The sequence below is a fragment of the Streptomyces sp. NPDC005494 genome, assembly GCF_042872025.1.
Lineage (GTDB): Bacteria > Actinomycetota > Actinomycetes > Streptomycetales > Streptomycetaceae > Streptomyces.
The window spans coordinates 55,577-79,710 of the sequence record NZ_JBIAJR010000013.1; the positions used below are offsets into that span (position 1 = coordinate 55,577).

The following is a 24,134-nucleotide window of genomic DNA, read 5'->3' on the forward strand; positions in this document are numbered from 1 at the left end:
CCCGGGTGACCCTATCCCCGACCACCGACAATCGCCGAGGCTGTCGTATTCCGGCAACATGGCCTTCACAGAGCCCGCGTCACAATGGGGAATCATGATCCGTTTCGAGCACGTCACCAAGCGGTACGCGGACGGCACCACCGCCGTCGACGGCCTTTCCTTCGAGGTCGCCGAGGGTGAACTGGTCACGCTCGTCGGACCTTCGGGCTGCGGCAAGACGACCACCATGAAGATGGTGAACCGCCTGATCGAACCGACCGAGGGCCGGATATTCCTCGACGGGGACGACATATCCGCCATCGACCCGGTGCAACTCCGGCGCCGTATCGGGTATGTGATCCAGCAGGTCGGTCTCTTCCCGCACAAAACGGTCCTGGAGAACACGGCGACCGTCCCCCATCTCCTCGGCTGGAAGCGGGGAAAGGGGAAGGAGCGCGCCGCCGAACTGCTCGATCTCGTCGGACTGGATCCGTCCGTTTATGGCGGCCGATATCCGGAGCAGCTTTCCGGTGGCCAGCGTCAACGCGTCGGCGTGGCACGGGCCCTGGCGGCGGACCCGCCGGTGTTGCTGATGGACGAGCCTTTCGGCGCGGTCGACCCGGTGGTCCGGGAGAGGCTCCAGAGCGAATTCCTGAAACTGCAGGCGACGGTCCGCAAGACCGTCCTGTTCGTCACGCACGACATCGAGGAGGCCGTGCGGCTCGGTGACCGCATCGCCGTGTACGGGCAGGGCCGCATCGAACAGTTCGACACGCCCGCCACCGTGCTCGGCGCCCCCGCGACGCCCTACGTCGCCGACTTCGTGGGAGCCGACCGGGGCCTGAAGCGGCTTTCGGTCACCCCCGTCGAGGAGGGCGACCTGGAGCAGCCGCCCGTCGTCCATCTCGACGATCCACTCTCGAAGGCGACCGAGCGGCTGCGGGCGCAGGGCGCGCGCTGGGCGGTCGTCCTGGACGGCCAGGACAATCTGCACGGCTGGCTCCCCGCGGGCGACGCGGCGGCGGCCGACGGCACGGTCCGTGAGCACGCCCGGCGGATGGAGGCGTGGCTTCCGCTGGGCGCGCCGCTGAAGCAGGCCTTCGCCACGATGCTGCAGCACGACGCGGGCTGGATCGCCGTGATCGACAAGGAGGGCGCCGGCCGCTTCCTCGGCGTCCTCACCCCGGCCCGGCTCCACGAGGCGCTGCGCCGGTCGATCGACGCCGACGCGCAGGACGTGCCGCGCTCGGAGGTCGCCGTGGAGACGGTGGCGGGCGCCGGCACCCGGTGAGTCCGCGACAGGCGGGCGGTGGGCCCCGGTGAGCCTCCGGGACGTGACCACCCGCCGTCCGTGTCGCGCTCGCCGGGGCGGCAGCGGTCCGGCCGGATCCACCGACGCCCCGGGCCCGGAGTCGGCGGGCTCACTGGGCGGACCGGAAGTCGACGGGCTCACTGGGCGGACCCGGGGTCCGCGGGCTCACGGGCGGCCCCGGGGGGTCCGCGGGCTCACGGGCGGCCCCGGGGTCGGCGGGCTCACGGGGCGGACCGGGATCCGCGGGCTCACGGGCGGCCCCGGGGGCGGCGGGCTCACGGGGCGGGCCGGAGGTCTGCCCCGCCCCGCCCGCGCCCGGCGTGCAGGCGGGCCCCCGCGCTCGCGGCCCTGGCAGCCCCTTCCCGGGCCTACGCTGGTCGCATGAGTACGTTGCGAGGGCGGGGCACGGTCCGAGGTCTGCCGGAGTGGGACCGCTGTGCGGTCATGGGGGTCGTCAATGTGACGCCGGACTCCTTCTCCGACGGAGGCCACTGGTTCGACACCACAGCGGCCATCAAGCACGGCCTCGAACTGGCGGCCGAAGGAGCGGACCTCATCGACGTCGGCGGTGAGTCGACACGCCCGGGCGCGAGCAGGGTGGACGCGGACGAGGAACTACGACGGGTCATCCCCGTCGTGCGGGGGCTGGCGTCCGAGGGCGTCACCGTTTCCGTGGACACCATGCGCGCCAGGGTGGCCGAGCAGTCCGTGGCAGCCGGAGCGGCCCTGGTCAACGACGTGAGCGGCGGCCTGGCCGACCCGGACATGGTCCCGGTCGTCGCCGCCGCCGGGGTGCCTTTCGTCGTCATGCACTGGCGCGGTTTCAGCGAGTCGATGAACAGCCGCGCGGTCTACACGGACGTCGTCGGCGAGGTCGTGGCGGAACTCCGCGAGCGCATGGACGCCGTGATCGCGGGCGGGGTGGACCCGGCCAAACTGGTCATCGACCCCGGTCTGGGCTTCGCCAAGGACGCCGCGCAGGACCTCGCACTCGTCGCACATCTGGACCGGCTGCACGATCTGGGCAGGCCGCTGCTCGTCGCCGCGTCCCGCAAGCGCTTCCTCGGCCATGTCCTGGCCGGTGAGGACGCGACCCCGCCACCCGCGCGTGAACGGGACGCGGCGACAGCCGCGATCTCAGCCCTCTCGGCCAACGCCGGCGCCTGGGCGGTCCGCGTCCACGCGGTACGGCCCACCGCCGACGCGGTGCGGGTCGCCCGCGCCGTCGAAGGAGCCGCGTGAGCGCCGCCCGCGACGAACACGAGGAGGCCGCCGCCGACATCGCCGCGGTCGAGCAGGCCAACACCGACTTCTACGAGGCGATGGAGCGGGGCGATCTCGCCGCGCTCTCCGGCCTCTGGCTCCCCGGCGAGGACCTCACGGTCTCCTCCGTGCACCCCGGCTGGCCGGTGCTCAGGGGCCGCGGCGAGGTGCTGCGGAGCTACGCGCTGATCATGGCGAACACGGAGTACATCCAGTTCTTCCTGACCGACGTCGGGGTGTCCATGACCGGCGACACGGCCCTGGTGACCTGCACCGAGAACATCCTCAGCGGCGGCCCGGCGGAGGACGGCAACGCGCTCGGCCCGCTGGTCGGCCAGCTCGTCGTTGCCACCAATGTGTTCCGGCGCACACCCGAGGGCTGGAAGCTGTGGTCCCACCACGGTTCCCCGGTACTGGCCGAAACCGGTGAGGAAGAGGACGAAGAGCCGTCTCCGTGAGCCGCTGCGCCCTCGTCGGGGATTGAGCAGCGCGATCACGGGGTATACGCGGCTATCAACCCTCGCCGGGCCTGCCCGCGTCCCCCCGTGCGCGGGCGTTGTCGGTGCTCGCGGGTAGATTCGGAAGACGGCACCTCACCGCCCGCACGCGGCCTGGTGCCTCCAGAGACGACGAACAGCAGGAGTGATTCGCGTGGATCGTGTCGCGCTGCGCGGCCTCAAGGCCCGTGGGCACCACGGTGTCTTCCCCAAGGAACGCGAAGAGGGCCAGACCTTCATCGTGGACCTGGTGCTCGGCCTCGACACCCGTCCCGCGGCAGCCGCCGACGACCTGTCGAAGACGGTCCACTACGGCGTGGTCGCCGAAGAGGTGGTCGGTGTCGTCCAGGGTGAGCCGGTCGACCTGATCGAGACCCTCGCGGAACGCATCGCGCAGCAGTGCCTCAAGCACGACGGGGTCGAGGAGGTCGAGGTCGTCGTCCACAAGCCGGACGCCCCGATCACCGTCCCCTTCGACGACGTGACCATCACCATCACCCGGAGCCGAGCATGACTGCATTTTCCACCGAAGGGCAGAGCGACCCGACCGTACAGCCGGTTCCCGCCGCCGTGGTCGAGCAGGTCGACGCGGCAGACGTCACCCTCTCCAACCCCAAACTCGCCGTGATCTCCCTCGGCTCGAACCTCGGCAACCGCCTGGAGACGCTCCAGGGTGCCGTCGACGCCCTGGAGGACACCCCAGGCCTCCGGGTCAAGGCCGTCTCCCCGGTCTACGAGACGGAGCCCTGGGGCGTCGACCCCGGCTCCCAGCCGTCGTACTTCAACGCGGTGATCGTCGTGAAGACGACCCTGCCCCCCTCCTCCCTGCTGGAACGCGGCCAGGCCATCGAGGAGGCCTTCGACCGTGTCCGCGAGGAGCGCTGGGGGCCGCGCACCATCGACGTCGACATCGTGTCGTACGCCGATGTGGTGTCCGACGACCCGCTGCTCACCCTGCCGCACCCGCGCGCCCACGAGCGCGCCTTCGTCCTCGCCCCCTGGCACGACGTGGACCCGGAGGGCCAACTGCCCGGCGCGGGCCCCGTCTCGGACCTGCTGGCCGGTCTCGGCTGCGAGGGAGTACTTCCCCGGCCCGACCTGGAACTCCGTCTCCCCGAGTAGTCGTTAGGCTCAAGGACAACGAAGCGGGCGACGGCCCGGGTGGACGACCCGGGCTGGGCGCCACGGGCCACGGCGGCGAAGGGCGGCACTCTCGGTGAAGCAACTACGGCTCCGGCTCCTGGCCGGCCTCTTCGCCGGGGCCGGCGTGCTGTCCTGGGGCGCATCCCGCCTCTGGGACTCCCTGGGCACCCTGCCGAGCGTGCCCCTCGCCGCGCCCATCGTGCTGGCCGCGATCGCCGTCGTCCTGCTCGCCGCGGCCCTGTCCATCCGGTCCCGGCTGCGCGCCCAGCGCGAGCGGCGTCCGGGGGCGAAGGGCGTGGAGCCGCTGATGGCGGCGCGAGCCCTGGTCTTCGGCCAGGCGAGCGCGCTCGTCGCCTCCCTGGTCGCCGGGATGTACGGCGGCACCGGCGTCTTCCTGCTCGGCTCCCTCGACGTACCGCCCCGTCGGGACCAGGCCATCTACGCCGGCTTCGCGGTTCTGGCGGGGGTCGCGGTCGTCGCCGCCGCCCTCTTCCTCGAGCGCGTCTGCAAGCTCCCGGAGGACGGCGACAACGACAGGAATACCGCTCAGGCCGCCTAGGACCGCGGCCCGGGTCGCACCGGTCCGGGATCGGCCGTCAGCGCGCCATGATGAGGCTCATCGCCTCGGCGCGCGTGGCCGGATCGCGCAGCTGCCCGCGCACCGCGGAGGTCAGCGTCTTGGCCCCGGGCTTGCGGATGCCCCGCATCGACATGCACATGTGCTCGCACTCGATGACGACGATGACCCCGCGCGGCTCCAGGATCGCCATGAGCGAATCGGCGATCTGCGTGGTGAGCCGCTCCTGGACCTGCGGCCGGCGGGCGTAGACGTCGACCAGCCGCGCCAGCTTCGACAGGCCCGTGATCTTGCCGGAGGTCGCGGGGATGTAGCCGACGTGGGCGACGCCGTGGAACGGCACCAGGTGGTGCTCGCAGGTGCTGTACACCTCGATGTCCTTGACCAGCACCATCTCGTCGTGACCGAGGTCGAACGTCGTCGTCAGGACGTCCTCGGGCTCCTGGTGGAGGCCCGCGAATATCTCCTTGTACGCACGCGCGACGCGACCAGGTGTCTCCAGCAGACCCTCACGGTCCGGGTCCTCCCCGACCGCGATGAGCAGTTCCCGTACGGCGGCCTCGGCCCGCTTCTCGTCGAATACGCCGATCGAACCCTGCCCGTCGAGCGTCACCGGGTCGGTCATCTGTGCCTCGTTCCTCTGTGCAGTCACATGCGCAGGCCCGCCCGGACCTCGAGAACAAGGCAGGCATGGCGCAGGCGTACGAAAAAGCCGCGCCCCCACAGGCTAGAACCTGAGGGGCGCGGCATCCATTCCGGGCCTGGTGGAGCACCCGTGACAGGGGCCACACCAGGGCGGGCAGGGGGCTAGCTCTCGGGACGGTCCTCCGGATGCGGCTCCGGGGAAGCGCCGTTGTGCTTCGTGATGTCCGTCGGGGCGATCTCAGGCGTGGCCGAACCATTGGCAGCGCCGTTGGTCAGGGCCAGCTCCTTGGGAGACAGCACGGGCGGACGCGTCGACGGGGTACGCCGGGCGGAACCGGTCCACGCGGGGCGGGCCGGGCGCTTCACGATCGGGGCGAAGATCTCGGCGATCTGCTCCTTGCCGAGCGTCTCCTTCTCGAGAAGCTCCAGGACCAGCGCGTCGAGGATGTCGCGATTCTCCACGAGAATTTCCCACGCGTCGTTGTGCGCGGTCTCGATGAGCTTCTTGACCTCTTCGTCGACGAGCGCGGCTACCTCTTCGGAGTAATCCCGCTGGTGGCCCATCTCCCGGCCCACGAAGGGCTCGGTGTTGTCGCCGCCGAACTTGATCGCACCGAGACGCTCGGTCATGCCGTACTGCGTGACCATCGCGCGGGCCGTTGCGGTGGCCTTCTCGATGTCGTTCGCAGCGCCGGTCGTCGGGTCGTGGAAGACCAGCTCCTCGGCCGCGCGCCCGCCCAGCATGTACGCCAGCTGGTCGAGCATCTCGTTGCGCGTCGTGGAGTACTTGTCCTCCTCCGGGAGCACCATCGTGTAACCGAGGGCACGGCCGCGGGAGAGGATCGTGATCTTGTGGACCGGGTCCGACTGGGGTGAGGCCGCCGCGACCAGGGCGTGTCCGCCCTCGTGGTACGCGGTGATCTTCTTTTCCTTCTCGGACATGATCCGGGTCCGCTTCTGCGGCCCCGCCACGACTCGGTCGATGGCCTCGTCGAGCATGTGGTTGTCGATCAGCTTCTTGTTGCTGCGCGCCGTGAGGAGCGCCGCTTCGTTCAGCACGTTCGACAGGTCGGCACCGGTGAAGCCGGGGGTACGACGGGCGACCGCGTTGAGGTCGACGTCCTCCGCGACGGGCTTGCCCTTCTGGTGCACCTTGAGGATCTCCAGGCGGCCCTGCATGTCCGGGCGGTCGACGGCGATCTGCCGGTCGAAGCGTCCGGGGCGCAGGAGCGCCGGGTCCAGGATGTCCGGCCGGTTCGTGGCGGCGATCAGGATGACGCCGCCCTTCACGTCGAAGCCGTCCATCTCGACGAGCAGCTGGTTGAGCGTCTGCTCGCGCTCGTCGTGACCGCCGCCCATGCCCGCACCACGGTGCCGGCCGACGGCGTCGATCTCGTCGACGAAGACGATCGCCGGAGCGTTCGCCTTGGCCTGCTCGAAGAGGTCACGGACACGGGAGGCACCGACACCGACGAACATCTCGACGAAGTCGGAACCGGAGATCGAGTAGAACGGCACGCCGGCCTCACCCGCGACAGCGCGAGCGAGAAGCGTCTTACCCGTTCCGGGCGGCCCGTACAGCAGGACGCCCTTGGGGATCTTGGCGCCGACGGCCTGGAACTTCGCCGGCTCCTGGAGGAATTCCTTGATCTCGTACAGTTCCTCGACGGCCTCGTCCGACCCCGCCACATCGGCGAAGGTCGTCTTCGGCGTGTCCTTGGTGATCAGCTTGGCCTTGGACTTGCCGAACTGCATGACCTTGGAGCCGCCGCCCTGCATCTGATTCATCAGAAACAGGAACACGACCACGATCAGGACGAAGGGCAGCAGGGAGAGAAGGATCGAGACGAACGGGGACTGCTTCGACGGCGAGACGGTGTAACCCTTCTCGATGTCACCGCTCTCGAACTTCTTCTGCAGCGTGTCGGCCAGCTCGACACCCTGGTTGCCGATGTAGCTCGCCTGGAACTTGCTGCCGGACTCGCCCTCGAGCTTCTGCTTGTCCTTCAGCTCGATCTTCAGGATCTGTTCGTCACCGGTGGTCAGCTTGGCCTGCTCCACCTGGTTCTTGCTGATCGCCTGGATCACCTTGCCGGTGTCCACCGTCTTGTAGCCGCCGGACGAGCCGACGACCTGCATCAACACGACCACGGCGAGGACGGCCAGCACGATCCACATGACCGGCCCACGGAAGTATCGCTTCACGTCCATCCATACGGAGCGAAGTCGCCCCGTCCCTCCTGCCCGTAGGTAAATGCTGCTGTGAGAAAAGACTGTTCTTCGGACGGTACCCCAGCATTGTCACCCGTGACCGCAGCGGACGTCCGACAAACTTGTCTTCGAAGGCTCCAACGGCCCGAACGCCACAAGGGTTCCCGGGAGTCCGGCCGGGTTCGGCCGGGCCCCGTGGGGCCAGGCGGGTCAGCCGCCGTAGACGTGGGGGGCGAGCGTACCGACGAAGGGGAGGTTGCGGTACTTCTCCGCGTAGTCCAGCCCGTATCCGACGACGAACTCGTTGGGGATGTCGAAGCCGACCCACTTCACGTCGATCGCGACCTTGGCGGCGTCCGGCTTGCGGAGCAGCGTGCAGACCTCCAGGCTCGCGGGTTCGCGGGAGCCGAGGTTGGTCAGCAGCCAGGACAGCGTCAGCCCGGAGTCGATGATGTCCTCGACGATCAGGACGTGCTTGCCCTTGATGTCGGTGTCGAGGTCCTTGAGGATCCGGACGACACCGGAGGACTGGGTGCCCGCGCCGTACGAGGAGACGGCCATCCAGTCCATGGTGACGGGGGTGGACAGCGCACGGGCCAGGTCCGCCATGACCATCACCGCGCCCTTGAGGACGCCGACGATGAGCAGGTCCTTGCCCGCGTACTCCGCGTCGATCTTCGCTGCCAGCTCGACGAGCTTCGCGTCGATCTCTTCCTTGGTGAGGAGCACCGACTGAAGGTCGGTGCCCATGTCCTTCTCGTTCACCCGCGTCTCTTTCTCTGCCCTGCCGGACCCGGACTGTGCCCCGGGCCGGACCGGCGTTTCGCCTGCACTTCAGCCGCTTGCGCTTCAGCTCTGCCGAATCACCAGTCTGCCACCCTGCCGCCGCACCTCGACGCGGCCGGGCAGGTTGATGGCGCCCTGGCCCCGCCAGCCGGTGATGAGCCGGTCGACTTCCTCGATGTGACGGGCGAAGAGGGAACCGGCCGGGGAGCCGGCGTCGATGACCGCGCGGCGCAGCACCCGGCGGCGTACCGCGGGCGGCAGGACGGAGAGTTTGGCGCACTCCAGCCGTCCGTCGTCGTCGCGGACCGAACCGGCGGCCTCGGCCGCCCAGGTGTCCAGGGCGTCGGCGTCGTCGCGGGAGAGCTGCGCCGTACGGGCGAGAGCCTCCACGACACCCTTGCCCAGCGCCTTCTCCAGGGCGGGCAGGCCCTCGTGACGCAGCCGGGAGCGGGTGTAGGCGGGATCGATGTTGTGGGGGTCGTCCCAGACGGGGATCGACTGGACCAGGCACGCCTTGCGGGCGGTCTGCCGGTCGAGCTGGAGGAAGGGGCGGCGGTAGCGGCCGGCCGGGCCCGAGGCGGCGGCCATCCCGGAGAGCGAGCGGATCCCCGAACCCCGGGCGAGCCCGAGCAGGACGGTCTCGGCCTGGTCGTCGCGGGTGTGGCCCAGCAGGACGGCGGCGGCTCCGAGACGCTCCGCAGCGGCGTCCAGGGCGGCGTAGCGGGCGTCACGTGCGGCGGCTTCCGGCCCGCCCTCCCTGCCGACCTGGACGGCGACGGCCTCGACCGGGTCGAGCCGCATCTCGCCGAGCCGGGCGACGACCTCGTCGGCGCGGAGGCCGGAACCGGGCTGGAGGTTGTGGTCGACGGTGATGCCGCCGGCGCGGACGGGGAGCTTGCGCGACTCGAAGGCGAGCGCGGAGGCGAGCGCCATGGAGTCGGCACCCCCGGAGCACGCGACGAGCACCAGCGGGGTGTCGGGCCGCTCCGGAAGCCCGGGACGGCGGCCGCCCGCACCGGCTTCGGCCAACTCGGCGTGCCCGGCCTGTTCGGTGAGGCGGCTGTGTTCGGTGACGACATCGTGGAGTACGCGGCGGACCGCCAGGCGTATCGCCGCGACCGCAGGATGGGGACCCATGTCCGGTGCCCTTCGGGTGGAGTTCTGGGAGGGGTGCCTCGGGGCGCCGGGACGGAATCCCGTCACTCAGAGTGCGTCGATGGTGACAGAGCCAAGCTGTTCATCGAGCATTGCACGCCTTCCCATGCCCCTATGGTCCCTCGGATGGGTGATTGGAGAGGCAATCTTCTGCCACCGGACCGGCCATGATCACGAATCTGCCTTACGGTGCACCCGCGCCACCCAGTCCGCCGGTGCGGCGATCTCGGCCTTCGTCGGGAGGGTGTTGGGGGAGGTCCACACCCGGTTGAAGCCGTCCATGCCGACCTCGTCGACCACGGCCCGGACGAACTTCTCACCGTCGCGGTACTGCCGGAGCTTGGCGTCGAGCCCCAGGAGCTTGCGCAGCGCCAGGTCCAGCCGGCTCGCCCCGCGCGCCCTGCGCTGCTGGAACTTCTCCCTGATCTCGGCGACGGAGCCCACCACCTCGGGGCCCACCCCGTCCATCACGAAGTCCGCGTGCCCTTCGAGCAGGGACATCACGGCGGTGAGGCGGCCCAGGATCTCGCGCTGGGAGGGCGTCTGGACGATCTCGACGAGGCTGCGTCCACCGTCGTCGCCCTCCTCCCCTTCGGGACGGCTGCCGCCGGTGAAGGTCTGCGCGGCCTCGCGGAGGCGTTCGAGGACGGTCATCGGGTCGACGTCGGTCTCGTCCAGGAAGGCCTGGATCTCGCCCTGCAGGTGGTCACGGAGCCAGGGGACCCCGGTGAACTGGGTGCGGTGGGTCTCCTCGTGGAGGGCCACCCAGAGCCTGAAGTCGTGCGGGTCGACCTCGAGTTCGCGTTCGACGTGGACGATGTTGGGAGCGACCAGCAGCAGCCGGCCGCCGCCCGCGGCCGCGCCGGGCAGCTCGCGCGTGACGGGGGCGAAGGTCTCGTACTGGCCGAGGACACGGGAGGAGAGGAACGACAGCAGCATGCCCAGTTCGACACCGGTCACCTTGCCGCCCACCGCGCCGAGCACGGCATTGCCCGGGCCGCCGCCGCGCCGGTCCTGCATCTTCCCCAGCAGCGGACGCAGCAGCTCGCGGAAGCCCGCGACGTTGGCCTTGATCCAGCCCGCCCGGTCGACGACCAGGACGGGGGTGTCCTCGGGTTCGTGCCCGTCCGGGATCATCCGGGTGAACGAACGGACGTGCTCCTCCGAGGCCTTGGCATGCCGCCGGAGCTCCGCGACGACGGCACGGGCCTCCTCACGGCTGATCTCCGGACCCGGCCGCACGAACCGGGTCGCGGTCGCGACCGCGAGTTTCCAGTCGACCATCTCGGCACCACCGATGCTCGTCATGCGTCAACCGTACGTGAGGTGCTCGCCCCGTGGTGGGGTGTCAGGCGCTCATCCGGTCGCTTTGGTGAGGGTGGTGGCCAGGGCGTCGAGGGAGGCCTCCGCCTCGCCCGGGGACGTGGTGCCGGAGGCCAGGAAGGCGAAGGCGAGCAGCCGCCCCTTCGCGTCGACTGCGGTACCGGCGAGGCTGTTCACCCCGGTGAGGGTGCCCGTCTTGGCCCTGATCAGCCCGGTTCCACGCGACGTCGCCGTGTAGCGGTCGCCGAGGGTCCCGCTGAAACCCGCCACCGGAAGGCCCGTGAGGACCGGACGGAGCTCGGGGTGGGCCGGGTCGGCCGCCAGTGCGAGCAGTCCGGCCAGCAGGGTGGCCGTCACCTTGTCGGCACGGTCGAGACCGCTGCCGTCGGCCAGCCGGGCACCGGCGACCGGCAGGCCCAGCGCCTTGAGCCGCGCGGTGACCGCCCGGCGGGCCCCCTCGAAGGAGGCGGGTTCCCCCGCCTTCAGCGCGGTCTGCCGGGCCAGTGCCTCGGCGATGTCGTTGTCGCTGTTGGTCAGCGCGCGTTCCACGAGCGCTGAGAGCGGTGCGGACAGGTGCGTCGCCACCGTCCGGGCCCCGGCGGCGGTCCGCCCGGGTGCGGGCTCGGACCGGGTCTCGACACCGGCCTCGTCCAGCAGCTCAGCGAAGGTGCGCGCCGTGTCGCCGGCGGGGTCGCCGGTGCGGGGGGCCGGCCCCCGGCTGCTGCCGTCCAGGCGGCCCTCGTCGGTCATGAGCGCGCTGACGCGTGCGATGTTCTCGTTGGGGCCGATCGGGTGCAGGGCCGGGCCGGAGTAGCGCGACGTGTCGTACGTCAGCCGGACGGCCCCGGCGCCGCCGTCGCGCAGGGAGCGCGCGGTCTCGGCGGCCAGGGAGCGCAGGGCCGCCTCGTCCAGGGTGGGGTCGCCGCCCCCGGCCAGGGTGAGGGTCCGGGAGTCCGGGGAGAGCCGGACCGTCGTGGCGATGCGGTGACCGGGTCCGAGCGCGGAGAGCGCGGCGGCGGCCGTGGCGATCTTCACCGTGGAGGCGGGGGTCATCGGGGTCGTGGCGCCGTCGGCGTACAACTGCTCGCCGGTGGCCACGTCGACGACCACCGCGGTGCGTACGGAACCCAGGGCAGGAGCGTCCAGCAACGGGGCGAGGGCGGCCGCCAGGGCGCCCTTCCCCGCCGTGGCCGAGAGCCCGGCCGTGTCGCCGAGAGCGTTCAGGACCGGGGGCGCGCTGGGGGCGGGCGCCGGCCCGTCCGGCGCCTCCCCTTGGTGATGTGCGCCACCTGCGCGCTCCCGGACGGTTGCCAGGTCCCGCTCGGCCTTACGCTGACCGGAGTCCCACGGACCGGCGGCCAGGACGGCACCGACGGCGACCACCAGGCCGAGCACGGCGGAGCCTGCGACGAGCCGGAGGTCCTGCGAGCCGCTCCCACGCTTCAGGTACGTCGGGGCTTTCCACCCGCCCCATCTGTTCAACGGTTCGTCCGTCGGTTTCTCCACCGGCTCGGCCACCGTTGACCAGCCCCTTTCGCGAGCACTCGTCTGCGTGAGGGACACTTAACCACCAGTCGTATGTGTTGATCATGGAGGAGCCACCCGTGGAGTTCGACGTCACCATCGAGATCCCGAAGGGTTCGCGGAACAAGTACGAGGTGGACCACGAGACCGGTCGGATCCGCCTGGACCGTCGACTCTTCACCTCGACCAGCTACCCGGCCGACTACGGCTTCGTCGAGAACACCCTCGGCGAGGACGGCGACCCGCTGGACGCGCTGGTCATCCTGGACGAGCCGACCTTCCCCGGCTGCCTCATCAAGTGCCGTGCCATCGGCATGTTCCGCATGACCGACGAGGCCGGCGGCGACGACAAGCTGCTGTGTGTCCCGGCGTCCGACCCCCGGGTGGAGCACCTGCGCGACATCCACCACGTCTCGGAGTTCGACCGCCTGGAGATCCAGCACTTCTTCGAGGTCTACAAGGACCTGGAGCCGGGCAAGTCCGTCGAGGGCGCCGACTGGGTCGGCCGCGCCGAGGCCGAGGCCGAGATCGAGGCCTCCTACAAGCGCCTCGAGGCGCAGGGCGGCTCGCACTGACCTGATCCTTCCGGTTCCGCTTACGGGCGGGACGGGGCGGCTCACGGCGCATGGGGCAGACCGGCCCCGCTGACCGTGTACACGGGCGGCGCACCTTCACCGGGTGTGCCGCCCGTTGTGCGTTGCCCCCCATGTCCGTGTCCATACTGGGCAGAAGCGCTCCCAGGACGGACGGGCGGTCGAGGAGGAACGAGGTCGAGTGGTGGCGGAACAGGGCGGTCCCGAGGACCAGAAGCCCCAGTCCGACGAGGCACGCAGCGCCTTCGTCCCGCCGGCCGGTGTGGAGCAGCCGCCGCCGGCCGAGGACGACCACCCCACCTCGGAATTCGCTCTGCCGGCCGGACTTCACACCGATCCGTCGGCGTCGTCCGGTTCCGGATCGGGTTCCGCTTCCGGGCCCGGTGGCGGTGGCTCGGGGTCCGACACGCTCTCGTCCGCCTTCGTGCCTCCGAGCGGCTACCAGGCACAGCCTCACCCGCCGGCCTTCACTCCCGCGCACGGCATCCCGATGGTCCGGCTGACCAAGGAAGCCCCCTGGCAGGACCGGATGCGCACGATGCTCCGGATGCCCGTGTTCGAGCGTCCGGCACCCGAGATGGTGCAGAAGACGGACGATTCGGGTCCTGCCGTCCCCCGCGTGCTCGACCTGACTCTCCGTATCGGCGAGCTGCTGCTCGCGGGTGGTGAGGGGGCCGAGGACGTCGAGGCGGCCATGTTCGCGGTGTCCCGCTCCTACGGGCTCGACCGCTGCGAGCCGACGGTCACCTTCACGCTGCTGTCCATCTCCCACCAGCCGTCCCTGGTCGACGACCCGGTGACCGCCAGCCGCACGGTGCGCCGCCGGGGTACCGACTACACCCGGCTGGCCGCCGTGTTCCAGCTGATCGACGACATCACCACGGCGGAGCACGTGGAGGTCTCGCTGGAGGAGGCCTACCGGCGTCTCGCCGAGATCCGCCGTAACCGGCACCCCTACCCGGGCTGGGTGCTCACGGCCGCCGCCGGACTGCTCGCCGGTTCGGCATCGGTGCTGGTCGGCGGTGGTGTGCTGGTCTTCCTCGTGGCGGCGGCGGGCGCGATGCTCGGCGACCGGCTGGCCTGGCTCTGCGCCGGCCGCGGACTGCCCGAGTTCTACCAGTTCACGGTGGCGGCCATGCCTCCGGCCGCGATGGGCATCGCGCTGACCCTCACCCATTCGACGGATATCCGGCCCTCCGCGGTCATCACCGGTGGGCTCTTCGCGCTGCTGCCCGGGCGGGCCCTCGTGGCCGGGGTGCAGGACGGCCTGACCGGGTACTACATCACCGCGGGAGCCAGGCTCCTGGAGGTCATGTACTTCTTCATCGGCATCGTGGCAGGCGTGCTGCTGATGCTCTATCTGGGGGTCCAGCTCGGCGCGCAGCTGAACCCGGAGGCACGGTTCGAGCCCAACGACCGGCCGGTGCTCCAGATCCTGGCCTCCATGCTCCTCACGCTGGCCTTTGCCGTCCTGCTCCAGCAGGAACGCTCGACCGTGCTCGCCGTGACCCTGAACGGGGGCGTGGCCTGGGTCGTCTACGGCGCGATGGCCCGCACGGGCGGCATCTCACCGGTGGCGGCGACGGCGGTCGCGGCCGGGCTGGTGGGGTTGTTCGGCCAGCTTCTCTCGCGCTACCGCTACACCTCGTCGCTGCCGTACATCACGGCGGCGATCGGCCCGCTGCTGCCCGGTTCGGCGACCTACTTCGGGCTGCTCGGCGTGGCCCAGAACGAGGTGGACACCGGGCTCGCCTCGCTCTTCACCGCGGTCGCCACGGCGCTGGCGATCGCCATCGGGGTCAATCTGGGGAGCGAGATCTCCCGGCTGTTCATGCGGGTGCCGGGTGCGGTCGGGGGCGCCTCCCGCCGGGCCGCCAAGCGGACCCGCGGCTTCTGACACGAGACGGCGCCCTGGTCCCCGCGCGGGGACCAGGGCGCCGTCTCGTGTACGCGGTTCAGCGACCGTTCTGCCAGCCGTACTGGCCCTGGTCGCCTTCCTGGCCTTCGTCCTGGCGGTACTGGCCCTGCTGACCTTGCTGACCTTGCTGACCTTGCTGACCTTGCTGACCGGCGTCGTACCGGCCGTCGTGGGCCTCGCCGTACGGGGCAGCCTGGCCGTGGCCGTACTGCCCGCCCTGGGCGCCGCCGTACTGGCCCGCCTGGGCGCCGCCGTACTGGCCGTTGCCGTACTGATTGCCCTGGTCGGCGTACTGCTGCCCGCCGCCGTACTGACCCGCCTGGTCGCCGTACTGACCCGCCTGCGCTGCGCCGTACTGACCACCCTGACCGCCGTACTGGCCACCCTGGTCGGCGTACTGCTGGCCGCCGTACTGGCCGCTCTGGGCGCCGTACTGGCCCTGCGCGCCGCCGTACTGGCCACCCTGGCCGCCGTACTGGCCCGCCTGGGCGCCGTACTGGCCCGCCTGGGCGCCGCCGTACTGGCCGTTGCCGTACTGATTGCCCTGGTCGGCGTACTGCCCGCCGTCGTACTGACCCGCCTGCGCTGCGCCGTACTGACCACCCTGACCGCCGTACTGCTGCCCGCCGTACTGGCCCGCCTGCGCGCCGCCGTACTGCTGGGCGCCGTACGAGGCCGCCGGGTCGTTGTCGTACGGGCCGGCCGCCGGGCCCTGGCCGTTGCCGGGGCCGGACTGCGGGCTGCCGCCCGTGCCGGGGCCGCCGTCCGAGGGGCCGTGGTCGTCCTCGTCCTCCCGCGCAGCCTCTTCCTTCTTCGACTTGCTGCGGGCGCGCAGGAACTCGAACACGATCGGCAGCACGGAGACGAGCACGATCAGGATGAGGATCATCTCGATGTTCTCGTGCACGAAGTCGATCTTGCCGAGGGCCGCCCCGAGCAGCGTCACCCCGACGCCCCAGAGCACGCCGCCGATGATGTTGAAGATGATGAAGGAGCGGTAGTTCATCCGGCTCACACCGGCGATGATCGGCGTGAAGGTCCGGACGATGGGCACGAAGCGCGCCAGCACCAGCGACTTCGGCCCGTACTTCTCGAAGAACTCGTGGGCCTTCTCGACGTTCTCCTGCTTGAAGAGACGGGAGTCCGGGCGCTTGAAGAGGGCCGGCCCCACCTTGCGGCCGAAGAGATACCCCACCTGGTCGCCGATGATCGCCGCCAGCGCGACCAGCAGGCAGACGAGCCACAGGGGGTACTTCAGATCGCCCGTCGTCACCAGGAGACCCGTGGTGAACAGCAGGGAGTCGCCCGGCAGGAAGAAGCCGATGAGCAGCCCGGACTCGGCGAAGACGATGAGCAGGAGGCCGGGCAGCCCGAAGGTGTTGAGCAGGTAATCCGGGTCCAGCCAGCTCGGGCCGAGCGCAAGCGTATTCAAGGGTCCGGGCTCCAGGGTCGGTCGATGTGCGGCGGCTGCGTGGCCGCCCCAAGCTATCAACGCCGGGGAGGAGCCCTGGGTTCCACTGGCCTAAGCAGGGATGCGCAGGGGACGAACCAGGGCAAAAATTTTCGCAGGAGGTGCCACACATGGGCATTGAGGACTACGGAGGCGGACAGACGCCCCGGGCGGACGTCCTGGTCGTCACCACGAACGACGTACCCGGCTATCAGGTGACACAGATCATCGGTGAGGTGTTCGGACTCACGGTGCGCTCCCGCCATCTCGGCAGCCAGATCGGGGCCGGTCTGAAGTCGATGATCGGCGGAGAGCTGAAGGGGCTGACCAAGACCCTCGTCGAGACCCGCAACCAGGCGATGGAGCGGCTCGTCGACCAGGCCAGGGCGCGCGGGGCCAACGCGGTCCTGATGATGCGGTTCGACGTGAGCGAGGCGGCCGACGTAGGCACCGAGGTCTGCGCGTACGGCACGGCGGCCGTGATCAGCAACTCCTGACCGGCCCGTCTTCCCTTCGGCCGGCTCGACCGGCCTTGTCACCGAGAGCCGAGAGGACCGTCCGCACATGGCACTCCACAAGGGTTCGGGCGACGCGGACGCGTCGTCCGACGAGCACCGCCGGCTAGCCCTCAACCCCTTCTTCGGGGAAGCCGACCCCACCGCGCCGATGATCGCCGCGCCCCCGACGCACCAGCTCCCGGAGGGGCCGCTGCCGCCGTCGACGGCCTACCGGCTCGTCCATGACGAGCTGATGCTCGACGGGAACTCCCGGCTCAACCTCGCGACCTTCGTCACGACCTGGATGGAGCCTCAGGCCGGCGTGCTGATGGCCGAGTGCCGGGACAAGAACATGATCGACAAGGACGAGTACCCGCGCACCGCGGAGCTGGAGCGGCGGTGCGTGTCGATGCTCGCCGATCTCTGGAACGCCCCCGATCCCTCGACCGCGGTGGGCTGCTCGACCACGGGGTCGAGCGAGGCCTGCATGCTGGCGGGCATGGCGCTCAAACGGCGCTGGACGGCCAGGAACGCCGACCGCTATCCGGGGAGCGCACGGCCCAACCTGGTGATGGGCGTGAACGTGCAGGTCTGCTGGGAGAAGTTCTGCACCTTCTGGGAGGTGGAGCCCCGCCAGGTGCCGATGGAGGGCGAGCGTTTCCATCTGGACCCGCAGGCGGCGGCAGAACTGTGCGACGAGAACACCATCGGCGTCGTCGGCATCCTGGGCTCGACCTTCGACGGATCCTACGAGCCGATCGCGGAGCTGTGCGCCGCGCTGGACGACCTCCAGGAGCGCACGGGTCTCGACATCCCGGTCCATGTGGACGGGGCGTCCGGGGCGATGATCGCCCCCTTCCTCGACAGCGACCTGGTGTGGGACTTCCGGCTGCCCCGGGTGTCCTCGATCAACACCTCCGGTCACAAGTACGGCCTGGTCTACCCGGGTGTGGGCTGGGCGCTGTGGCGCACACCGGCGGAACTGCCGGAGGAGCTGGTGTTCCGGGTCAACTACCTGGGCGGCGACATGCCGACCTTCGCGCTGAACTTCTCCCGGCCCGGCGCACAGGTGGTGGCCCAGTACTACACGTTCCTGCGGCTGGGCCGGGAGGGTTACCGGTCCGTTCAGCAGGCGTCCCGGGACATCGCCATGCACCTGGGCCGGGAGTTCGAGGCCCTGGACGACTTCCGGCTGCTGAGCAGGGGCGACGAGCTTCCGGTGTTCGCCGTGACGACCAAGCCCGACGTACGGGCGTACGACGTCTTCGACGTGTCGCGGCGGCTGCGTGAGCGTGGCTGGCTGGTGCCCGCGTACACCTTCCCCGCCAACCGTCAGGACCTCGCGGTGCTGCGCGTGGTCTGCCGCAATGGCTTCTCGTCGGACCTCGCCGAGATGCTGCTGGACGATCTGCGAGGGCTCCTTCCGGAACTGCGCGGCCAGGCCCACCCGCTGAACAGGGACAAGGCCGCCCAGACGGCGTTCCACCACTGAGGCACCCGCGGCCGGCGTTCCAGCGCTCCATCACCGAGCCACCCGCGGCCGGCGTTCCACGCGTTCCACCACCGAGCCACCAGCGGCCGGACGGCGTCCCCGGGGCAGGGGACGCCGTCGGCCGACGTGGTCAGACGGCGTCCCCGGGGTCGGGGACCCCCGTCGCGTAGGGGTTCTCGTGGCCCTGGGTGAGCACGCCCACGAAGGGCTCGCCCTCACCGGCGAAGGTGTACGCCCCTGCCTCGATCCGTGCGATCAGGCCGCGGGTCCACTCCGCGCCCGCGTCCGCCGAGTGCACCCACATGTTCATGATCTCGCCGATGTGGCCGAGCGACTCGGGGCCTTCGGGCGGCGTGTAGTCGTCCGTGACCGAGGCCCGCCACCCCTCGATCGCGGCGATGCGCTCGCGCAGGAGCGCCACCGCCTCGGACCGTTCAAGGTCGACGATGAAGCCGATACCGGCCGAGAGGACGTCCACGCTCTGGTCGTACGAGGTCAACGAGGCCCGCAGCAGGGCGAAGAACTCTTCGGTGCCCTGCTCGGTGATCTCGTATTCCGTACGGGGCGGACCGCCGGCCGTCGACGGAGCGACCTCGTGGGCGACGAGCAGTTCCTGCTTCGCCATCTGCTTGAGCGCGTGGTAGATCGAACCGGGCTTGGCGCTGGACCACTCGTGGGCGCCCCAGAACTCCAGGTCGTTGCGCACCTGATAGCCGTGCGCACGGCCGTGCTGTCGCACGGCGCCCAGGACCAGGAGCCGGATCGCGGACATACCACCCACCCTTTGTGGTCAACTTCGACCAGGGTAGCCCGCCTCCTCCGCGACGAGGTCGAGCGCATTCCTGCCGTCCAGCGACTCGCGGACGATGTCGGCGTGCCCCGCGTGCCGGGCGAGCTCCTCGACCAGATGCAGCAGCATCCAGCGCATCGAACAGCGCCCGTCCTCGGGGAACCAGGGGGCCGGAGGAAGCGGGAAGGTGTCGTCCATGCTCTCGACCTCGTGGAGCACGAAGGCCTCCGTCTCGGCGGCGGCCTTCGCCCAGAACTCGAGCATCCGGGGCACCGTCTCCTCGCCGACGAGCCGGAAGCTGTCGGCCCAGGTCTCCTGGGTCCGCTGCTTCTCGTTCGGGCGCTGCTGTGCCAGCCGCAGCCAGTTCAGTTCCATCTCGGCCACGTGCTTGAGGAGTCCGGAGAGCGAGAGCTCGCTCGCACCGGGGCGGCGAGCCGCCTGCTCCTCCGTGAGCCCCAGTACCGAGCGCCGGATCGCGCCGCGCTGCGCCTCGACGAATGCGAGGAGCGCTCCGCGCTCGTCTCCAGGAGCCTCTGCGGGAACGTGAGTGACCATGGTGTCCGCCTTCGTCCGTACGTGTTCTGCGTCGGACGCCAACGTAGGGACGCAACAGGTCAGGTCCTGACCTGTATGGCGCGGAGCCGCCCCGGAAGGACGGATCAGAAGGGGAAGACCGTCCGGCCGTGCTGGACCGAGATCCACTTCCAGGTGGTGAACGCCTCCACGGCGGCCTCGCCGTTCAGCCGTCCCATGCCGGACTGCTTCTCGCCACCGAACGCCACCAGCGGATCGTCCTGCACGGTCCCGCCGTTGACGTGGAACATCCCGCCGGCGATCCGCCGGGCGAACCGCACCCCGCGCTCGGCGTCCGACGTGTGCACGGCTCCGCTCAGCCCGTAGGGGCTGTCGTTGACGAGGCGTACGGCGTCGCCCTCGTCGTCGAACGGCATCAGCAGCGCCACGGGCCCGAAGATCTCCTGCTTCAGCAGCGGAGAGTCCTCCGGCAGGCCGGTCAGCACGGTCGGTTCGACGAGGCTGCCGCGGGTGCGCCCCCGTACGAGCGCGGTGGCTCCCGCCGCGACGGCCCCGTCGACGAGCGCCGTGAGCGCCTCCGCCTGGAACTCGCTGATGACCGGGCCGATGCGCGTCTCCGGGTCGCGCGGATCGCCCGTCCTGAGGGCGGCGACCTCGGCCGTGAAGCGCTCGGTGAACTCCGCCTCGACGGACCGGTCCACCAGGATGCGGTTGGCCGCCATGCTGATCTGCCCCTGGAACAGGAAGCGGCTGTGGACGGCGGCCCGCACCGCGTGGTCGAGGTCCGCGTCCTCCAGCACCACCAGGGCGCTGTTTCCGCTGAGTTCGAGGATGGTGCGCTTGAACATCCCGGCGGCGATCGCCGCGACATGACGGCCGACGCGGTCCGAACCGGTGAACGAGATCACCTTCGGCACCGGGTGTTCTATGAACGTGTCGCCGATCTCGGCGCTGTCGGTGATCAGCACGTTGAGAAGTCCCGCGGGCAGACCGGCGTCCTCGAAGATCCGGGCGACCAGTCCGCCCCCGGCTATCGGGGCGTTCTGATGGGGCTTCACCACGACCGCGTTGCCCAGGGCGAGGGCGGGGGCCACGGTCTTCATCGTCACCAGGAAGGGGAAGTTGAAGGCGCTGATGACCCCCACGACCCCGACGGGCAGGCGGTAGACCCGGTTCTCCTTGCCGTCCGCGAGCGAGGGAAGCAGCCGGCCCATGACACCGAGCGCCTGGCCTGCCGCCTCACGCAGGAACTCCAGCGCCGCCCGCACCTCGTACTCGGCACGGAAACGGGTGCCGCCGAGTTCGTCGATGATCAGCTCGACGATTTCTTCCCTGCGGTCCTCGACGAGGCGCGCGGCCTTCTCCAGAACGGCGCGCCGCTCATAGGGGCTGACCGCGGCCCATTCCCGCTGCGCGCGTTCGGCCGCGCGGTAGGCGAGATCGGCTTCGGCGGCGGTCGCCACGGTGATGGAACAGAGCTTTTCGCCGTTGTAGGGATTGAAATCGATGATGTCCCACGAACCACTGCCGGTCAGCCACTCACCGTCGATGTACTGGCGGGCCAGTTCACTGGGGAAGGACATTCAATCCCTTACTGCAGGCGCAGACTGGACGCTCATCTTACCGACGAATCAGGTCAGTTGCAGGAGTCCTCGGAGAAGATCCCGGCTCTCCTCAGGCCCCGGGCTGTCCTCGTGGAGCCGCACCATCGCCTTTTCGTACTGGGCGACTTCCTCTGCCTTGTCCAGATAGAGCGCACTTGTCAGCTGCTCCAGATAGACGATGTCCGACAGATCGGATTCCGGGAAACGCAGCATGGTGAATGCCCCGCTCTCACCGGCGTGGCCGCCGAAACTGAACGGCATCACCTGGAGGGTGATGTTCGGCTGCTCCGACATGTCGATCAGGTGCCGCAGCTGGGCCCGCATCACTTCCCGCCCGCCGTAGGGGCGGCGCAGCGCCGCCTCGTCGAGTACGGCGTGGAAGCGGGGGGCCCGCTCGGAGACCAGCGCCTTCTGGCGGGCCAGGCGCAGTGCGACCCTGCGGTCGATCTCCGCCGCCGGAGCACCGCGCATCCCGCGCGCCACCACCGCGTGGGCGTAGGCCTCCGTCTGCAACAACCCGTGCACGAACTGCACTTCGTAGATCCGGATGAGCGAGGCCGCCCCCTCCAGACCGATGTATGTCTGGAACCAGCCGGGCAGCACGTCGCCGTAGCTGTGCCACCAACCCGCCACATTGGCCTCACGGGCCAGCCCGAGGAGGGAGTCCCGCTCCGCCTCGTCCGTGACTCCGTACAGCGTGAGCAGGTCCTCGACGTCCCTGGCCTTGAAGCTCACCCGTCCCAACTCCATGCGGCTGATCTTCGATTCGGAGGCGCGGATGGAGTAGCCGGCCGCCTCACGGGTGATACCGCGCGATTCGCGCAGACGCCTGAGCTGTGAGCCCAGCAGGATGCGCCGCACCACAGAACCACTCGACTCGCCTGCCGACACTGGCTTCCGACCCTCCCCATCGCTTCCCGTACACCGGAGCTCCCCCGAACCCCGGAGCCGGATTCTGCCACCAAAACGCTTCAGCCCGTACTCATTCGATTACAGAAATGGCAAGACTTTCCGAAAGCTCCAAAACTATGAAGCGGAAGAAATGAGTCCGAACCGGCACGGTACCGGGCAGGTCCGGCGCGTGCACGTGCATCTGCCCTTGCATCTGCCGAACGCATTCGGAACCATGGGCCTCGCGCACCTGCGTGCTCGTTCGTGTTGTGCCGCTGTACCCGCAATGCCCGCTTCAAGCAGTGCCCGCAAGCAGTGCCGCTACAGCCGCGAATCCCGGGAGTGCCTCGCATGGGGACGAATGGATCGACGATGCTCGAGCCGTTACGGCAGGGGCTTCCCCCCATCGACCCCTCGGCGGTCGCGGGCTCGGCCTCCTGCACGTTGCCGGCCCGGTACGAAGCGGTGGGCGGGGCACGGAAGTTCACCCGCACGACACTCACCTCATGGGATCTGGGCGACCGGTTCGACGATGTCGCCCTGGTCGTGTCCGAGCTGGTCACCAACGCGCTGCGGCACGCCCTTCCGGCCGACGCGCCACGGGAGCGGCACGACTGCGCCGTGCGGCTGCATCTGATGCGCTGGACCTCGCGGCTGGTGTGCGCGGTGCGCGACCCCAGCGAGGAGAGCCCGGTCGCGGGCGAGGCCCCGGATTCGGCCGAGTCCGGCCGGGGGCTGTTCCTGGTCGAGTCGTTCAGTGACGGATGGGGCTGGTACCCCTCCCCCGTGCCCGCAGGCGACACGCCGCCCGACGGTGGGCTCGGCAAGGTGGTCTGGGCGCTGTTCAGGCTGGCGGACCACGCGACGGCGGAGCGCCCCGTTCCGGCCGATGCGTTCTCCGACCGCCCGTAGGACGCCACGTCCTGGTCTCCTCGCGGGCGGTCAGCCGCCCGCGACCAGATGGTCGAACTCCCCGTCCTTGACGCCCAGCAGCAGCGCCTCTATCTCGGCCGGCGTATAGACGAGCGCGGGCCCGTCCGGGTGGCGCGAGTTCCGCATCGCCACATTTCCGCCGGGCAGTTTCGCGAACTCCACGCAGGACCCCTGGGAGTTGCTGTGTCTGCTCTTCTGCCAGACGACTCCGCGAAGCTCTGTGGCCGCCATGCCGTTGTACACGTCGTGCACAGGACGCTCCCCGAGTTGCAAGGTGCAAGTGTCAACTAGCTCGGATCATAGCTGTGTTCATATGCCAATGCATGAGCAGATGCACGTGCACGCGGGGTGCGCGCACGATTACAGTTTTCCCCCCGATCCCCTCACCGTGTTCCCCGTTCCCACGCTTCCATGAGGAAGAGACGAACCGCACGCCAATTTGGCTCCCGCACAACGGAGTTGTTCTTGAAGCCACTGATAGCTTGGCGCCGTCCTCGGGCCGTGAATCAGTAAGGGGGAACTCCCCATGGGCCACATGCACAGGCTTCCGCGCGGCGGGGCCCTGAGCGCTGCCGCGCTCGTCGCCGCCCTCACCCTCAGCGCCTGCAGCAGCGGCGACGAGGACTCGAGCGGCGTGACTCCGTCCGCCGGGTCCGCTTCCGCACGGAGCACGGCCCCCACCGACGACGGTGCCGCGACGGCGGAGACGGCGGAAGCGGCGGCGGCGCTGGAGGGCACCTGGACCGGAGGGACCAGGAGCGACCCGGTCGCCCTCTCCGTCACCTCGGGCAAGGTGGCTCTCATCGCCGACCGGCACGTCTGCCAGGGCGAGGTGAAGCACACGGGCGAGGTGGAACTCGCGCTGACCTGCCTCGACGGGGACACCGACCGCACCTCGGGCACCGTCACCTCGAACGACGGCGAGAAGCTCGTCGTCTCCTGGGAGGCCGGGGCCGAGGACACCTTGGCCAAGACCGCAGCCGGCACCCTCTCGCCGGGCCCTCCCACCCCCTGAGC

The 24,134-nt window shown here is 70.1% G+C and carries 24 protein-coding genes; 12 read left to right on the forward strand and 12 right to left on the reverse strand.

Annotation, left to right across the window (positions count from 1 at the left end):
• The first annotated feature begins 94 nt into the window (after window positions 1-94).
• From ACFYQ6_RS30775 to ACFYQ6_RS30800, 6 genes are all read left to right on the forward strand, one after another.
• Entirely contained in the window at window positions 95-1,270 is a 1,176-nt protein-coding gene (locus tag ACFYQ6_RS30775; RefSeq protein WP_361585505.1) for a betaine/proline/choline family ABC transporter ATP-binding protein, read from the forward strand.
• 402 nt (window positions 1,271-1,672) lie between these two features.
• Window positions 1,673-2,533, forward strand: a complete 861-nt coding sequence (folP, locus tag ACFYQ6_RS30780; RefSeq protein ID WP_361585507.1) for a dihydropteroate synthase — start codon at window positions 1,673-1,675, stop codon at window positions 2,531-2,533.
• A complete protein-coding gene (locus tag ACFYQ6_RS30785) occupies window positions 2,530-3,012 on the forward strand; it encodes a nuclear transport factor 2 family protein (protein ID WP_361585509.1) in 483 nt (160 codons plus the stop codon). The genes folP and ACFYQ6_RS30785 overlap by 4 nt, the downstream gene beginning before the upstream one ends.
• Before the next feature lie 193 nt (window positions 3,013-3,205).
• On the forward strand, window positions 3,206-3,565 hold the full coding sequence (folB, locus tag ACFYQ6_RS30790; RefSeq protein ID WP_145809563.1) for a dihydroneopterin aldolase: 360 nt from the start codon (window positions 3,206-3,208) through the stop codon (window positions 3,563-3,565).
• Complete coding sequence (gene folK / locus ACFYQ6_RS30795; RefSeq protein ID WP_388766087.1) at window positions 3,562-4,173, forward strand: 2-amino-4-hydroxy-6-hydroxymethyldihydropteridine diphosphokinase; 612 nt, start codon at window positions 3,562-3,564, stop codon at window positions 4,171-4,173. The genes folB and folK overlap by 4 nt, the downstream gene beginning before the upstream one ends.
• A 94-nt stretch (window positions 4,174-4,267) precedes the next feature.
• Window positions 4,268-4,753, forward strand: coding sequence for a DUF3180 domain-containing protein (locus tag ACFYQ6_RS30800; RefSeq protein WP_361585511.1), 486 nt, complete (start codon window positions 4,268-4,270; stop codon window positions 4,751-4,753).
• Window positions 4,754-4,790: 37 nt separating this feature from the next.
• Here the strand turns inward: ACFYQ6_RS30800 and folE are convergent, their stop codons facing one another.
• The 6 genes from folE to dacB form a co-directional block, all read right to left on the reverse strand.
• Window positions 4,791-5,396 carry a GTP cyclohydrolase I FolE gene (folE, locus tag ACFYQ6_RS30805; protein ID WP_361585514.1) on the reverse strand — a complete coding sequence of 202 codons (606 nt, stop codon included), beginning with the start codon at window positions 5,394-5,396 and terminating at the stop codon, window positions 4,791-4,793.
• 182 nt (window positions 5,397-5,578) lie between these two features.
• Complete coding sequence (ftsH, locus tag ACFYQ6_RS30810) at window positions 5,579-7,627, reverse strand: ATP-dependent zinc metalloprotease FtsH (protein WP_361585516.1); 2,049 nt, start codon at window positions 7,625-7,627, stop codon at window positions 5,579-5,581.
• A gap of 210 nt (window positions 7,628-7,837) precedes the next feature.
• Window positions 7,838-8,377 (reverse strand): hypoxanthine phosphoribosyltransferase, encoded by a 540-nt coding sequence (hpt, locus tag ACFYQ6_RS30815; protein WP_014155504.1) that lies wholly within the window; start codon window positions 8,375-8,377, stop codon window positions 7,838-7,840.
• Window positions 8,378-8,476: 99 nt separating this feature from the next.
• Entirely contained in the window at window positions 8,477-9,550 is a 1,074-nt protein-coding gene (gene tilS, locus ACFYQ6_RS30820; RefSeq protein ID WP_361585519.1) for a tRNA lysidine(34) synthetase TilS, read from the reverse strand.
• A gap of 189 nt (window positions 9,551-9,739) precedes the next feature.
• Window positions 9,740-10,876 carry a zinc-dependent metalloprotease gene (locus tag ACFYQ6_RS30825; protein WP_361585521.1) on the reverse strand — a complete coding sequence of 379 codons (1,137 nt, stop codon included), beginning with the start codon at window positions 10,874-10,876 and terminating at the stop codon, window positions 9,740-9,742.
• A 48-nt stretch (window positions 10,877-10,924) separates the two neighbouring features.
• Entirely contained in the window at window positions 10,925-12,409 is a 1,485-nt protein-coding gene (gene dacB, locus ACFYQ6_RS30830) for a D-alanyl-D-alanine carboxypeptidase/D-alanyl-D-alanine-endopeptidase (RefSeq protein WP_361585524.1), read from the reverse strand.
• Between the two features lie 86 nt (window positions 12,410-12,495).
• Between dacB and ACFYQ6_RS30835 the strand changes: the two genes are divergently transcribed.
• Window positions 12,496-12,990 (forward strand): inorganic diphosphatase, encoded by a 495-nt coding sequence (locus ACFYQ6_RS30835; RefSeq protein ID WP_145809691.1) that lies wholly within the window; start codon window positions 12,496-12,498, stop codon window positions 12,988-12,990.
• A gap of 199 nt (window positions 12,991-13,189) precedes the next feature.
• Complete coding sequence (locus tag ACFYQ6_RS30840; RefSeq protein WP_361585527.1) at window positions 13,190-14,905, forward strand: threonine/serine exporter family protein; 1,716 nt, start codon at window positions 13,190-13,192, stop codon at window positions 14,903-14,905.
• Window positions 14,906-14,963: 58 nt separating this feature from the next.
• Here ACFYQ6_RS30840 and ACFYQ6_RS30845 read toward each other — a convergent pair whose 3' ends face one another.
• Window positions 14,964-16,358 carry a DedA family protein gene (locus tag ACFYQ6_RS30845; protein ID WP_388766091.1) on the reverse strand — a complete coding sequence of 465 codons (1,395 nt, stop codon included), beginning with the start codon at window positions 16,356-16,358 and terminating at the stop codon, window positions 14,964-14,966.
• A 149-nt stretch (window positions 16,359-16,507) separates the two neighbouring features.
• On the opposite strand from ACFYQ6_RS30845, the gene ACFYQ6_RS30850 reads away from it, so the two are divergent.
• Window positions 16,508-16,873 (forward strand): YbjQ family protein, encoded by a 366-nt coding sequence (locus ACFYQ6_RS30850; protein ID WP_361579567.1) that lies wholly within the window; start codon window positions 16,508-16,510, stop codon window positions 16,871-16,873.
• 67 nt (window positions 16,874-16,940) lie between these two features.
• Window positions 16,941-18,365, forward strand: a complete 1,425-nt coding sequence (locus ACFYQ6_RS30855; RefSeq protein WP_361579569.1) for a glutamate decarboxylase — start codon at window positions 16,941-16,943, stop codon at window positions 18,363-18,365.
• A gap of 130 nt (window positions 18,366-18,495) precedes the next feature.
• Here ACFYQ6_RS30855 and ACFYQ6_RS30860 read toward each other — a convergent pair whose 3' ends face one another.
• The 4 genes from ACFYQ6_RS30860 to ACFYQ6_RS30875 all read right to left on the reverse strand — a co-directional run bounded on the left by ACFYQ6_RS30860 (window position 18,496) and on the right by ACFYQ6_RS30875 (window position 22,184).
• Entirely contained in the window at window positions 18,496-19,137 is a 642-nt protein-coding gene (locus ACFYQ6_RS30860; protein WP_361579571.1) for a PadR family transcriptional regulator, read from the reverse strand.
• An 18-nt stretch (window positions 19,138-19,155) separates the two neighbouring features.
• Window positions 19,156-19,710, reverse strand: coding sequence for a DinB family protein (locus ACFYQ6_RS30865; RefSeq protein WP_361579573.1), 555 nt, complete (start codon window positions 19,708-19,710; stop codon window positions 19,156-19,158).
• Window positions 19,711-19,814: 104 nt separating this feature from the next.
• Window positions 19,815-21,272 (reverse strand): aldehyde dehydrogenase family protein, encoded by a 1,458-nt coding sequence (locus ACFYQ6_RS30870; RefSeq protein WP_361579574.1) that lies wholly within the window; start codon window positions 21,270-21,272, stop codon window positions 19,815-19,817.
• 48 nt (window positions 21,273-21,320) lie between these two features.
• Window positions 21,321-22,184 carry a helix-turn-helix transcriptional regulator gene (locus ACFYQ6_RS30875; protein ID WP_361579575.1) on the reverse strand — a complete coding sequence of 288 codons (864 nt, stop codon included), beginning with the start codon at window positions 22,182-22,184 and terminating at the stop codon, window positions 21,321-21,323.
• A gap of 372 nt (window positions 22,185-22,556) precedes the next feature.
• Here ACFYQ6_RS30875 and ACFYQ6_RS30880 point away from each other — a divergent pair, with 372 nt between their 5' ends.
• A complete protein-coding gene (locus ACFYQ6_RS30880) occupies window positions 22,557-23,096 on the forward strand; it encodes an ATP-binding protein (RefSeq protein WP_361579577.1) in 540 nt (179 codons plus the stop codon).
• Window positions 23,097-23,126: 30 nt separating this feature from the next.
• Here the strand turns inward: ACFYQ6_RS30880 and ACFYQ6_RS30885 are convergent, their stop codons facing one another.
• Window positions 23,127-23,369: a DUF397 domain-containing protein gene (locus ACFYQ6_RS30885; protein WP_356744416.1), complete on the reverse strand. Its 243-nt coding sequence runs from the start codon at window positions 23,367-23,369 to the stop codon at window positions 23,127-23,129.
• A 274-nt stretch (window positions 23,370-23,643) separates the two neighbouring features.
• On the opposite strand from ACFYQ6_RS30885, the gene ACFYQ6_RS30890 reads away from it, so the two are divergent.
• Window positions 23,644-24,132 carry a hypothetical protein gene (locus tag ACFYQ6_RS30890; protein ID WP_361579579.1) on the forward strand — a complete coding sequence of 163 codons (489 nt, stop codon included), beginning with the start codon at window positions 23,644-23,646 and terminating at the stop codon, window positions 24,130-24,132.
• The last annotated feature ends 2 nt before the right edge of the window (window positions 24,133-24,134 follow it).